This is a genomic window from Hymenobacter sediminicola, from assembly GCF_014250515.1.
Classification (GTDB): domain Bacteria; phylum Bacteroidota; class Bacteroidia; order Cytophagales; family Hymenobacteraceae; genus Hymenobacter; species Hymenobacter sediminicola.
The window spans coordinates 3,305,515-3,318,452 of record NZ_CP060202.1 but is presented as its reverse complement, the minus strand read 5'-3'; the positions used below and the strand labels follow the sequence as shown (position 1 = coordinate 3,318,452).

General features: G+C 58.9%; 11 protein-coding genes. 6 read left to right on the top strand and 5 right to left on the bottom strand.

Annotated features, from left to right (window positions below; all coding sequences use genetic code 11):
* Positions 1 to 26: 26 nt before the first annotated feature.
* Positions 27 to 1,115 (bottom strand): efflux RND transporter periplasmic adaptor subunit, encoded by a 1,089-nt coding sequence (locus tag H4317_RS14150; RefSeq protein WP_185887225.1) that lies wholly within the window; start codon positions 1,113 to 1,115, stop codon positions 27 to 29.
* 186 nt (positions 1,116 to 1,301) lie between these two features.
* Here H4317_RS14150 and H4317_RS14145 point away from each other — a divergent pair, with 186 nt between their 5' ends.
* From H4317_RS14145 to H4317_RS14135, 3 genes are all read left to right on the top strand, one after another.
* Entirely contained in the window at positions 1,302 to 3,368 is a 2,067-nt protein-coding gene (locus tag H4317_RS14145) for a glycosyltransferase family 2 protein (RefSeq protein WP_185887224.1), read from the top strand.
* A 65-nt stretch (positions 3,369 to 3,433) separates the two neighbouring features.
* Positions 3,434 to 4,654, top strand: a complete 1,221-nt coding sequence (locus H4317_RS14140) for a pyridoxal phosphate-dependent aminotransferase (protein ID WP_185887223.1) — start codon at positions 3,434 to 3,436, stop codon at positions 4,652 to 4,654.
* Between the two features lie 146 nt (positions 4,655 to 4,800).
* The gene (locus H4317_RS14135) at positions 4,801 to 5,817 is read left to right on the top strand and encodes a bifunctional heptose 7-phosphate kinase/heptose 1-phosphate adenyltransferase (RefSeq protein WP_185887222.1); all 1,017 of its coding nucleotides are present in this window, start codon (positions 4,801 to 4,803) and stop codon (positions 5,815 to 5,817) included.
* Between the two features lie 13 nt (positions 5,818 to 5,830).
* On the opposite strand, the gene H4317_RS14130 is transcribed toward H4317_RS14135, so the two are convergent.
* The 3 genes from H4317_RS14130 to H4317_RS14120 form a co-directional block, all read right to left on the bottom strand.
* The gene (locus H4317_RS14130; RefSeq protein ID WP_185887221.1) at positions 5,831 to 7,261 is read right to left on the bottom strand and encodes a hypothetical protein; all 1,431 of its coding nucleotides are present in this window, start codon (positions 7,259 to 7,261) and stop codon (positions 5,831 to 5,833) included.
* Between the two features lie 33 nt (positions 7,262 to 7,294).
* Positions 7,295 to 8,329: a uroporphyrinogen decarboxylase gene (gene hemE, locus H4317_RS14125; protein ID WP_185887220.1), complete on the bottom strand. Its 1,035-nt coding sequence runs from the start codon at positions 8,327 to 8,329 to the stop codon at positions 7,295 to 7,297.
* A gap of 127 nt (positions 8,330 to 8,456) precedes the next feature.
* Positions 8,457 to 9,083 carry a MarC family protein gene (locus H4317_RS14120; protein WP_185887219.1) on the bottom strand — a complete coding sequence of 209 codons (627 nt, stop codon included), beginning with the start codon at positions 9,081 to 9,083 and terminating at the stop codon, positions 8,457 to 8,459.
* A gap of 222 nt (positions 9,084 to 9,305) precedes the next feature.
* Between H4317_RS14120 and purE the strand changes: the two genes are divergently transcribed.
* The gene (gene purE / locus H4317_RS14115; RefSeq protein WP_260625893.1) at positions 9,306 to 9,788 is read left to right on the top strand and encodes a 5-(carboxyamino)imidazole ribonucleotide mutase; all 483 of its coding nucleotides are present in this window, start codon (positions 9,306 to 9,308) and stop codon (positions 9,786 to 9,788) included.
* Positions 9,789 to 9,847: 59 nt separating this feature from the next.
* Positions 9,848 to 11,020, top strand: a complete 1,173-nt coding sequence (locus H4317_RS14110; protein WP_221899164.1) for an endonuclease/exonuclease/phosphatase family protein — start codon at positions 9,848 to 9,850, stop codon at positions 11,018 to 11,020.
* Between the two features lie 105 nt (positions 11,021 to 11,125).
* Here the strand turns inward: H4317_RS14110 and H4317_RS14105 are convergent, their stop codons facing one another.
* Positions 11,126 to 12,274 carry an FAD-dependent monooxygenase gene (locus tag H4317_RS14105; RefSeq protein WP_185887217.1) on the bottom strand — a complete coding sequence of 383 codons (1,149 nt, stop codon included), beginning with the start codon at positions 12,272 to 12,274 and terminating at the stop codon, positions 11,126 to 11,128.
* A gap of 203 nt (positions 12,275 to 12,477) precedes the next feature.
* Here H4317_RS14105 and H4317_RS14100 point away from each other — a divergent pair, with 203 nt between their 5' ends.
* Entirely contained in the window at positions 12,478 to 12,906 is a 429-nt protein-coding gene (locus H4317_RS14100; RefSeq protein ID WP_185887216.1) for a hypothetical protein, read from the top strand.
* Positions 12,907 to 12,938: the final 32 nt, after the last annotated feature.

The following is a 12,938-nucleotide window of genomic DNA, read 5'->3' as shown; positions in this document are numbered from 1 at the left end:
TGACGGTCTGCTTGTGCGGCAGAATCCTACTCGCTGTACACTTTCAAATGCGAAATCACCGACTTCGGCTCCGCGTAGGTGAAGCGGATTTTGTCGCCTTCCTTCACTTTGCGGATGCCTTCGAGCATGATTTTGTCGGTGGCTTTCAGGCCGGCCGAGATGATGTAGAGGTCGGGCATTTCGGAGGCCACGGTTACCTCGGTCTGGTGGACCTTGTGCTTGGCATCCACCACGTACACGAACTTCTTTTCGAGCACCTCGAAAGTGGCTTTCTGCGGGATGATGAGGGCGTTTTTCAGCGGCACGGTCATCAGTACCGAGCCGGTTTCGCCGTTGCGCAGCAGGCCCTCGGGGTTGGGGAAGGTGGCCCGGAAGGCGATGTTGCCGGTTTCGTTGTTGAAGTCGGCCTCGATGGTCTGCACCACGCCGGGGTGCTTGAACTCCTCGTTGTCGGCCATGCGCAGCTTCACCTTGGTTTCGGCTTCGGTGCGGGCGTGGGCCTTGTAGGCCAGATACTCGGCCTCGGGCACGTTGAAGTACACCCACATTTTGCTGTTGTCAGAAAGCGTAGTCAGCAGGTCGCCTTCGTCCACCAGGCTGCCCAGCCGGGCCTGGAAATGGTCCATCATGCCGCTGAACGGGGCCCGGATAGTGGTGAAATCAAGGTGGGTTTTGGCCAGCCCCACTTCGGCGTTGGCCTTGTCCAGCTTGGCCTGGGCCAGCGCCAGTTCGTTTTTTGATACCACGTTCTTGTCGGCCAGCAGCTTGGTGTTCTGGTACTCGATGCCCACGTAGCTGGCCTCGGCCTTCGACTTCTGCAGCTCGGCCTTGTACACCATCGGCATGATCTGGAACATCAGCTGCCCTTCACGCACCGACTGGCCCTCATCCACATAAATCTTCTGGAGGTAGCCCTTTTCCAGCGCCCGCACCTCAATGTGCTGGTAGGCATGAATCTGCGACACGTACTCCTTGGTAATAGTCGTGTCTTTCTGGAGCGGGCTGGTGACGAGAAACTTGATTTTCTCCTCTTTTTCGTGGTGTTTCTCAGAGCAGCTAGTGCTGCCGTACAATGCACTCATGCCTAGTAGCGTGAGCAGGAACCCTCTTTTCATATGCGTATTGCGTGCCATCCTGATTGAATAGCACAAAGCAACCGCCGCCTTCATGAAGCCGGTATGAAGCGCTACAAAATCTGCTAACTCGCTCGGCGAGGGCGAAGCCGGAGCCGCCCGTTCTACAATGCCGGTCACACTCCGTAACTTTCGCCGTTCTATCCGCCCGCTCCGCTATTGCTCCCTGTGAAGCTTTCCGTCGTTATCGTCAACTACAACGTCTGCTACTTTCTGGAGCAGGCGCTACTGTCGGTGCGGCGGGCGGTGGAGAAGCTGGCCCAGCCGGTTGAGGTGTTTGTGGTCGATAACAACTCCGTGGATGGCTCCGTGGCCATGGTGAAGGCCCGGTTTCCGGAGGTTATTCTTATCGAAAACAAGGACAACCCCGGCTTCTCGAAGGCCAATAACCAAGCCCTACGCATTGCTAAAGGAGAATACCAACTGCTGCTCAACCCCGACACGGTAGTAGAAGAAGATACCTTCCGCATCTGCTGCGAGTTCATGGACGAACATCCCAACGCTGGCGGTCTGGGTGTGAAGATGCTGGACGGGCAGGGCAAGTTTTTGCCGGAGAGCAAGCGCGGCCTGCCCACACCTTGGGTGGCGTTCTACAAGATTTTTGGGCTGGCGAAGGTGTTTCCGAAGTCGCGCAAATTCGGGCGCTACCACCTTGGCTTTCTCGACAAAGACCAGCCCCACGAAATAGAGGTGCTCAGCGGCGCGTTCATGCTCATGCGCAAGGCGACCCTCGACCAAGTGGGTTTGCTTGATGAGGACTACTTCATGTACGGCGAGGACATTGACCTCTCGTACCGCATCACGCAGGGCGGCTGGAAAAACCACTACCTGCCTGCCACCCGCATCATTCACTACAAGGGCGAAAGCACCAAGCGCACGAGCGTGAACTATGTGTTCGTGTTTTACCGGGCCATGGTGATTTTTGCGCAGAAGCACTTTGCGCCAGGCCGGGCCGGTACTTTTTCGTTGCTGATAAATGCGGCCATCTGGCTGCGGGCCGGCGCGGCCGTGGCCGAGCGGCTGCTCACGCAAGCTGCCCCCGTGCTGCTCGATGCCGCCCTGATCTACGGCGGCATGTACTTCCTAAAAACATATTGGGAGCAGAACCACAAATATGTGCCCACGGCCTATCCGCCGCAGTTTATGCTGGTAGCGGTGCCGGCGTATATACTGGTGTGGCTAGCTACCGCCTACCTCAGCGGCGCCTACGACAAGCCCACCAAAACGGCCCGCATTGCCCGGGGCATCTTCCTGGGTACAGTCCTGATTTCGGCTATCAGCAACTTTTTTGATGCTTACCGCTTTTCCAAGGCCCTTATTATTCTAGGCGGCGTGTGGGCCGTAATGGCGCTGGTAGGGCGGCGGCTTGCCGGGCATTTCCTGCGCTACCACGACCTGCGCTTCTCGGAGCGCCGGCAGAAAAGCGTGGCTATTGTCGGTTCTGCCACCGAAAGTCTACGAGTACGCCATCTGCTGGAACAAGCCGCCGTGCAGGCCCGCATTATCGGCTATATCACACCGCAGGAACAGGAAGTTGCAGCACCTGCCAGAGCCAGCGCAACTGCTACCAGAAGGGTAGCTGGCAATGGCACGGCTGCTGCTGTGCTAGCCGAGCCGGAGCCACTGGCCATAGCCCCCCCCGATGATTTGCTGGGCGAGGTACGTCAGCTCGATGAGATAATCCGCATCTATGCCTTAGACGAGTTGATTTTCTGCGGCCGGGACTTGTCGGCCAGCCAGATCATCAGCCTTATGGTGAGCCTGCCACAGCAGCCGCCTATTGCTTTCAAAATTCTTCCCCAAGACAGTGAATACATCATCGGGAGCTCCAGCAAAGATGCTCCCGGCGACTACTACACGCTCGATATTACCCTGAACCTGTTCCGGCCGGAGCAGGTGCGCAACAAGCGGCTGCTTGATATTCTGACCAGCCTCGCGCTGCTGCTGGGCTCGCCGCTGCTGATCTGGCTGCAGCAGCAAAAAGGTGGATTTCTGCGCAATTGCCTGCGTGTGCTAGGTGGCTCCCGAACCTGGGTGGGCCTGCGCTACGCCGCCGCGCCACAGCGTCTGGCTCGTGCTATCCTATCGCCGGCCGATGTGGCCCAGGCCGCTGCGCCCCTCACCGAGGCCACGCGCCGCCGCCTAGAACTGCTGTACGCCAAAGACTACGAGCCCAGCACCGACCTGCAGATTCTGCTGCGCCGTTTTCGGTGGCTGGGTACCGAGGACAAATAGCCCGGACTCGATTCTGCGGCTACTCCCGTACTTTTACTTTCGTCCCCTCTACCTCCCAAATTTCCATGTCCGACGCTACCACGCTCACGCCTTCTATCCTGTCCGACCGAATCAATGCCATGCAGGAGTCGCAGACTATTGCCATGGCTAAAAAAGCCCGCGAACTGGCCGCGCAGGGCGTGGATGTGATTAGTCTGAGCTTTGGCGAACCTGATTTTCAGACGCCGCAATACATCAAAGACGCCGCCAAAAAAGCCCTCGACGACGGTTACACGTTCTACACGCCTGTGCCCGGCTATCCCGACCTGCGGCAGGCCATCTGCGACAAGCTGCAGCGCGACAATCAGCTCGACTACAAGCCCGAAAATATTGTGGTGAGTACCGGTGCCAAGCAGGCGCTGGCCAACGCCGTGCTCAGCCTGGTAAATCCCGGCGACGAGGTGATTGTGTTTGCGCCCTATTGGGTAAGCTACGAGGAGATGGTAAAGCTAGCCGAGGGCACCACCATCACGCTGATGGGCGCGCTGGAAAACGACTTCAAAGTGACGGCACAAGAGCTGGAAGCGGCCATTACGCCCCGCACCAAGCTGATTATGTACTCCTCGCCCTGCAACCCCACCGGCTCGGTATTCTCGCGGGAAGAGCTGGCGGCCATTGCTGAAGTGGTAGCCCGCCATCCGCAGGTGCACGTGCTGGCCGATGAGATTTACGAGTACATCAATTTTGTGGGCGAGCATGTGAGCATGGCACAGTTCGCCGATATCAAAGACCGGGTCATCACCGTGAACGGCTTCTCGAAAGGCTATGCCATGACGGGCTGGCGGATTGGCTACCTGGCGGCCCGAAAGGAAATAGCTAGCGCCTGCGAGAAAATGCAGAGCCAGATTACATCTGGTACCTGCTCCATCACGCAGCGAGCGGCGCTGGCGGCGCTGCAGGGCGGCCGCAGCTCCGCCGATGAAATGGTGGCAGCTTACCGCCGCCGCCGCGACCTGGTGCTGACGCTGTGCCAGGATATTCCAGGCTTCCGGACGCCTACGCCCAGCGGGGCGTTTTACGTTTTTCCGGACGTGACGGGCTATTTCGGCAAAACCACGCCCAGCGGTGATGTCATCCACAATGCGTCGGACCTTGCTCTGTTCATGCTCAACGATGGCCACGTGGCTGCCGTGGATGGCGGCGCCTTCGGGGCGCCGAACTGCATCCGGTTCAGCACCGCCGCCGCCGATGAAAAACTGCGTGAAGCCTTCATTCGCATCAAAAACAGTCTGGCGAAGCTGCAGTAAGGCCAGCGAACCAGCAAGAAGCGCCAGTCGGAGAATGTGTCCGGCTGGCGCTTCTTTTTTGCTGGCTAGTTCCGGGTAGCAGCGGCAACCGGCATCATTGCGGTCTGCGGTTTACCTTTGCAGCTTCTCCCTCTGACCCCGCCGTAATGCCCGCTGCTGCTATACCGCCCACTTCACTTCCCGAACTGTTTGCCGCTTTCAACCATCTGACCGTGCTGATTGTGGGCGACGTGATGATGGACGCGTACGTGTGGGGTAAGGCCGCGCGTCTTTCTCCGGAAGCGCCGGTGCCAGTAGTAAACGTGAGCCGCACGGAGCAGCGACTTGGCGGAGCGGCCAACGTGGCTCTAAACGTGCAGGCGCTAGGTGCCACGCCGTTGCTGTGCGCCGTGATAGGAGAGGACCAGGGCGGTGACCAGTTGCTGGAACTACTACAAAGTAACCAGCTCTCCGCTGAAGGCATCGTGCGTTCCGGGCATCGTCCCACCACCGTCAAGCAGCGCATTCTGGCGCACGGCCAACAGTTGCTGCGGATTGATTCGGAAGTAGAAACCGACCTGAACGCAGCGGAGAATACTGATCTGACGGCACGTTTCGAGCAGCTGCTGAGCCGTGCTGATGTCGTGATTTTTGAGGACTACGATAAGGGTGTCCTGCATGAAGCTAGCATTCGGCATTTCATTCAGCTGGCACGGCAGCGCGGTATTCCTACCGTCGTCGACCCCAAAAAGAAGAACTTCCTGGCTTACCGCAACTGCACGCTGTTCAAGCCCAACCTGAAAGAGCTGCGCGAAGGACTGAAGCTGGAATTTGGGGATACGGATGCCGACCGGCCGCACTTTGAAGCCGCTGTAGCGCGGTTGCGCGAGGTACTTACACCCGAAATTGTGCTGGTGACCCTCTCGGAGCGCGGGGTATTTGTGGAAAACGGCGAACTGACGCGCACCTACATTCCGGCGCACCTGCGTAGCATCTCCGACGTATCCGGTGCCGGCGACACAGTTATCAGCATTGCGGCTCTGTGTGTAGCGCTGGGTTTGCCAGCTCCCGTTACGGCGGCGCTGGCCAATCTGGGCGGCGGCCTGGTGTGTGAGCAGGTAGGCGTAGTCCCGATTGAAAAAAGCCTGCTGCTGGCCGAAGCACAGGAGAAGCGGGTGCTCTAGGCCGGCATGGTGCTTAGCGTGGCACCGCCAGCCGCACCGAATCGACGCCGAACCAGGTAGCCAGCCGCGTATTCACGCCAAAACCGCACATCGGAGAGAGGTCGTCGGGGGGAATAAATAGCATGCGGTTCGTGAGCGGCGGAAGCGGCGGAAGCTGAAGTGTGCTGTGCGGTGTGTGGCTGCCGGCTTGGCGGAGCTTCTCGAACCGATATTGCCACTGTCGGGCAAACTCGGGCGCCTCATGCCGCAAGTCGAGGGCAGCGCGAGCAGCGGGTTGCAACATGATGAGGCCCAGTACCATACTCAGCAGAATCCGGACAGCCGGCGAAGCTACGCGCACCTGCTGCGGGTCGGCTGGTAAGCTGGCCCACGCCGCTACTATCCAGCCCAGTAGCCACCACCAAACCATAATATTTGTGGCCCGCGGAATGAGCGGCACCCGCGCCCACATCAGTGCATAGGGCACCGTGCCCAGCACCACGCCGCCTACCAAAACGGCCGCACTTAGCAGCAACGGCAAGCGCAGGCCTGGCGGCCGGGCCGGCAAAACTCGCACGGCCAGCGGCCCTAAAACCAGCACTAGCACGGGAAGTACCAGCATGGCGGGCTCCACGAACAGATAGCGCAGCAGCACAGCCAGTCGTGAGGCTGCCTCCCCAAAAGAAGCAGCCGGCACCAACGCACCATCCAGTTCCTGCCGGGCCGAGTTGCCGGGAGCCAGCACCGACAGGGTTCCAAAAAACAGAAGCAGAAGACCCAAGCCCACCCAAACACGCAGGCTAAACCATTGCCGCCGTTGCAGGCTAAGGCCTGTGCCTACCAGCAGTACCAACCCTAGCAACACAATTGTCAGCTCATTGGCACCGGCCGCTGCTACAGTGCCAAGCACGGCCGCCAGCCCCCAGGCTTTGCGGGAAAAGGGGCTCTGCGCCCGGTGCAGCCGCTCAACTGCCAGCGGCACTAGTACCAGCAGCCACGCAGCCACATGGTACACCACTATTTCGGTGAAGTAATACAGCGCCGAGAACTTGTACGGCGCCAGTGCCACGTAAAGCAGCGCTAAGCCTGCCGCCAGCAACGCCGCTTCTCTGCGGCGCAGTTGTTGCCGGGCCAGTACACGAACGGCCACATACAGCACCGCTATCCGCAGCAGCTGGCTCAGCAAGGCCGTCAGCTGTACGCCTTCCAGCCAGCCATAGCTCAGCGGGTTGGCCACGAATAGCAGCAAATTGGTGAAGTAGCGCCCCGACCAGTTCAGAAACAAATACGGCTGCGCACCCCACAGGCCGTGGTTGGCTACATCCGTTGAAACTGAGAAGTCGCACAGAAACGGCTGGTTGTAGAAGCACAGCGCCAGCAGCGGTAGCCACGCCAGCGCTACTCCGGCCGCCAGCAGCGCTAGGCGGTGCGTTTTGGCCCAGAGGAAAAGGCGCTTGAGTGGCATGAGTATCTGTACGGCTGCGTTGCCGGTTTCCTATTAGCCGCGCAGCTTCGGGCTGTACTCCTTCACCGTCTCAATAAACACCTTCACGTTATCGGGATTGGTGTCGGGGTATACGCCGTGGCCCAGGTTGGCAATGTGGCGGTGCGGGCCAAACTGGTCGAGCATAGCCGTGGTGGCGGCGCGCACCTGCGCAGGCGTACCATAGAGGGCACAGGGGTCGAGGTTGCCCTGCAGCGTTTTGTCGCCCACGAGCGGACGGACGGCCCGCGGGTCCTGATTCCAGTCGAGGCCGATGGTGCGGCAGGGGAACTGTGCAAATTCTTCCACGGCCCAGAAAGCACCTTTAGCAAACACCGTAACGGGCACCGAGGGAATAGCCGCGCAGATTTCAGCAATGTAGCGGCTGCTGAACTCCTGGTAATGAGCAGGCGGCAGAATGCCGGCCCACGAGTCGAATACCTGCACAATATTGGCTCCGGCCTCTACCTGAGCTTTCAGATACGCAATGGTCGTAGCCGTGATTTTGCGCAGCAGCGCGTGCGCCAGTTCCGGCTCCTGGTAGAGCATGCGGCGGGCTTTGCTGAAGGTTTTGGAGCCGTGGCCCTCCACCATGTACGCCAGAATGGTCCAGGGCGCACCTGCGAAACCGATAAGCGGAACCCGGCCATTCAAGGCGCGCTTCGTGACCCGGATGGCTTCCAGCACGTAGCCAAGGTGCTCCTCGGGGTCGGCGATGCGCATGCGTTCCACGTCATGCGCGTTTTTGATGGTTTCCGGAAACAGCGGCCCGCGGGCTTCTACCATTTCGTAGGTCAGGCCCATGGCTTCGGGCACCACCAGAATGTCGGAGAAGATGATAGCAGCATCCACATCCAGCGCGTCCACGGGCTGAATGGTTACTTCAGCGGCCAGTTCAGGAGTTTCTACCAATTCTTTGAAACCGCTGAGGCGGGCGCGCAGTGCACGGTATTCGGGCAGAATGCGGCCGGCCTGGCGCATCAGCCATACAGGAGTGCGCTCAGTTTCTTCGCCACAGGCGGCACGGAGGAGGAGGTCGTTCTTCAGCATAGGAGCGGCAAAGATACGCCTACCTCGTGTGTTGTACGCCGCCACGCTACTCAAATACTGAATTGGTACATAACAAGTGACTTTTCGCCATTCACCAAACCGATGAGTGCCCCTGCTGGGGGAGAGTCTACTTGCTCAGCCCCGGAAACAGCGCCACGATGGCCGTGGCCAGAAAATTCACCCCGATGGCCAGCGTCAGGAAGCCCATGATGCGGGCCAGGGCAGCCATGCCGGGGCGGCCCAGAAACCGGGTAAGTCTAAGGGACGACATGAGGATTATATAAGCCGCCAACGCCACCAGGCAAAAACCAACCACAATCAGGCCCATATCAGGCACGCTCAGCTTGCCGGTGAACAGGCCAATACAAACGGCCATGGAGCCGGGGCCGGAAAGCATGGGCATGGCTAGCGGCGTGAAGCTGATATCATCCTTGTGCATACTTTCCTCCAGCGTGGCATCCGATACTTTGGCGCGGTTGCCGCCGGGGGTCAGCAAATCGAAGGCAGAGCGCATGAGGAGGATGCCGCCCGCAATGCGCAGGTGATGAATGTTGATACCGAAAAAGTTGAGCACATACTGGCCCGCGAAAAACGAAACCGTCAGCACGCCCACCATATAGAAGCACGCCCGCAGTGCCACACCCGCCCGGTGCGTGGGCGTATCATCTTCAGTGAGAGTGAGAAACACCGGCATGGCCCCAAAAGGGTTTACGACCGAAAACAAGGTGGTGAAAGTGGCGAGCAGAATTTCCATAGGGGCGCGCAGAGGGAGTGAGTAAAGGTACGAGCCTTTGAAAATCAGCAAGCACGGAAAATGCTATGTTTATGGCTCAACCGCCGTGGCAACGGCCCGTAGAAGCCATTTCCCGACAGGTGCGTCCTGTTTTCTTTCTCCGACATGAGTAGTACGATCCTTCCTGCACCCTCAGCGGCCGAAACGCCTGCTCCCTCTGATACGCCTTTGGTAGGCATTATCATGGGTTCCCAATCAGACCTGAAGATCATGGCGGCGGCCGCCGAATTGCTCCGGCAGTTCGGCGTGACGTATGAAATTACGCTGGTTTCGGCCCATCGTACGCCCCACCGCCTGGTAGAATACGCCGAAACGGCCCGTAAGCGGGGGTTGCGCGTGATTATTGCCGGTGGAGGCGGGGCTGCTCACTTGCCCGGCATGGTAGCTTCCTTCACCACGCTGCCTGTAATCGGAGTGCCCATCAATTCGGCCACTTCCATTCACGGGCTGGATTCCATTCTGTCGATGCTACAGATGCCAGCCGGCGTGCCTGTGGCCACGGTGGCCCTGGACGGAGCCACTAATGCAGCCGTACTGGCCACCCAGATGCTGGCTCTGAACAATGCGCGCCTCGCCGATGTGTTGGAGAAATACCGCACTTCCCTCAAGGATAAAGTAATGCGTACTATTGAAGAGCTGCGCAAAGGCGGTTTCAGCGACGACTAAACACGCCTGAGCCCCACGCCCGACCCGCATCCACTACCTACCTCTCTGCCACACCACTCGTGCCCGACTTCGACACTCTTCCGCTTTGGCTTACTATACTGCACGGGTTAGTGCTACTGCTCACGGTGAGTACGCTGGTAGCCACCCTGCTGCCACTACTGCGAGAAACTGCCTGGTGGATTCGGATTTTTGACTTTCCGCGTCTGCAGATTGTGGCCATAGCGCTGGTCACCATTGGGGCCGCGCTGATGCTGGGCTGGCACCAGTTGCCTGGCTATTGGGGCTGGGCCGCTTTGGGCTCGTTGGTAGCGGCGGTGCTCTATCAGTGGTTTCGAATTATGCCCTACACGCGGCTGGTTGGCAAGCAAGTCGGCGATAGTACGCTGAAAGACGGCAAGCGGCACCTGAGTCTGGCCATGATGAACGTGCTGCAGTTCAATAAGCAGAGCGACAAAGCCCTAGCCGTGTTGCAGGACATCGACCCCGATATTATCATGACGGTGGAGACGGACCAATGGTGGTATGAGCAGCTGAAGCCACTGGAGCAGACTCACCCCTACACCTGTCACGAGCCACTCGACAACACGTACGGGCTGTTGTTTTTCTCCCGGTTGCCGCTGGAAAACTGCGAGATAAAATACCTGCTCGACGACGATGTGCCCTCCTTGCACACTCGGGTTCAGCTGCCTGATGGCCGCACCTGGGTACGGCTTTATGGTTTGCACCCGAAGCCGCCAGCACCAGCCGAATCAAAAACCAGTACCAAGCGCGACGCCGAATTGCTGCTGGTCGGCAAAGCCATAGATAACAAAGAAGAGCCTACCATCGTGTTCGGCGACATGAACGATGTGGCTTGGTCCCACACTTCCGAACTCTTTCGCCGGATCAGCGGGCTGCTGGACCCACGTGTGGGGCGCGGCCTGCTACCCACATTTCACGCCGATTACTCGCTGTTGCGCTGGCCTCTAGACCACGTTTTTGTGTCGGCTGATTTCAAGGTAGACGACATGGAGCGCCTGCCCTACGTCGGCTCCGACCACTTCCCCATCTTCATCAAACTCAGCTACGAGCCACATGATAAGGCTGAGCAGGAGGAAAACTGCGAAGAAGCCGATGCCGACGACCATGCCGAAGCAGTAGAGAAAATTAAAGAGGGTTTTGAGGAAGAAGACGAAGAAGAGGCTCATGAAGCCGCTAATCCGGATCAGCCCAAAAAGGAACTGACGACATAGTGCTGCTTTTCTTGTAGCATGCTGTGCCACAGGGGCCCGGCCGCACTATGCGGCTGGGCCTCCGCGCTTATAGCTATAGTACTACCCGCATGGCCTGATTATGTGCTACACCTCTTCGTACAGCCACGCCATCTGGCTGCGGCTTATGGCCGCAGGCAAAAGCCGCATAGCGGTGTTGCGCAGTGTGGTAAGCAGCCGGCCTTCGAGCTGCCCCACTCGGCCCAGCTGCCAGGAAGTGCGCACGATGCGAGTAGTACGGGGCAACCGACGTTGCTCAAAGCGGCGAAAGGCGGCTTCAATATCAGTTGTTTGGGCAAGGCACTGGCTGAGTACGGCCGCATCCTCAATGGCCATGCCAGCGCCCTGGCCCAGGTTGGGCGTAGTGGCATGGCCGGCGTCGCCGAGAAGGAGTACCCGGCCATATGCCAAGTGGGAGAGAGGCTTCAGGTCCTGAATGTCATTCCAGAGGAGTTGTTCGTCGCGGGTGAGGGTCAGAAGGGCCGGGATGGGAGCATGAAAGCCGGCAAACTCCCGCTGCAAATCGGCGACTCGATACGACCGAAACACCGGGTTCTGCGGCGCAGGGCTGTTCAGGCAGGCAAACCAGTATACACGGCCGCCGCCCACCGGAACATACCCAAACCGCCGGCCCTGCGCACCCCACGTTTCGCCCGATTGGCCTTCCGGCAGTGCTAGCTGTGAGCCGTCCACAACGGCCCGCCAGCAGGTGTAGCCGGCGTAGCGAAGAGTCGCTTTAGGTAGTAGCTGGTGCCGCACACGTGAGCGGAGACCATCTGCCCCAATCAGGAAATCGGCGGAGGTAGAAGTGCCATCAGCAAAATGAGCCTCAATGCCTGTTGCCGTTTCCTCAAAACGCTCAAACAGCTTACCCAGAACTACCGTATCGGTAGGCAATCCACGCAGCAATTCCTGCTGCAATACTGCCCGATGGATGCCCACATTATCAAACCTCAGCTTGCGCGTGAAGGCCGCGGTATCCGCCGCCTGGAGCAGTCGGCCGTTTTGGTCAAGCAAATGGAGGTGTGTAACGGCCGTGCCCTGCGGACGCACCAGTTCGTGAAGACCTAGCTGGTGCAGGGCGCGCATAGCATTAGCACCGAGCACTACTCCCGCGCCCACTTCCCGCAACTCCGGCGCAGCCTCATACACCCGCACCGTGTGTCCGTGGGCGAGTAATGCATGCGCGGCACTCAAGCCACCAATGCCTCCGCCAATAATGAGAAAATGCGCCATCTGATACTTATAAAACACCAACCCAGGAAATACAGCGGCCTGTATGGAGAGGCAGCCCGGCTGAGGTCTGGGAAAGCACAACAGTACAGCAAGTTGGGTTGAAATTCGCTGAATACAGCGCGTTGTTACTTCGCGCCGCCTGGTATATTTGCCTTCTTCCTCCTTGTGCAGCCGCTTAGAATAGCGGCAGGTTTGTTCCTTCTATGTCCCTACCGTCTACTCAGAAATCGTTGCGTTTGTATTTCGAAAACCCTGTCGGACAGCTTTGGGAGGACTCTAATGGCTATGCAATTGTGCAGTACCATGCCGGCAAGCGCAAGTTGGAGGAGCTGCAGGCATTTCTGAATCATGCGGCCCGGCTGCTGCACAGCAGAGGCTGGCATAAGCTACTCGGCGACCAGCGCGTCATGTCGGCTTTTACAGAGGAGGAGCGGGTCTGGATTACGGACAATTGGCTCAATACCGCTGCTTCCGAAGGCAAGTCGTTTTACGGCGCGGTGCTTATTGCGCACGATGTCTTTGCCCGGCTCTCGATGAATCTGGTCATGACCGAGGCCCGCGAATCGGCGCTTACCTATCGGCTGTTTGAGAGTGAAACCGAAGCCCACGCCTGGCTGCGGCAGCTGAAGTAGCACGCGGCCGGAAACTAACCTGAAAGAGCCCG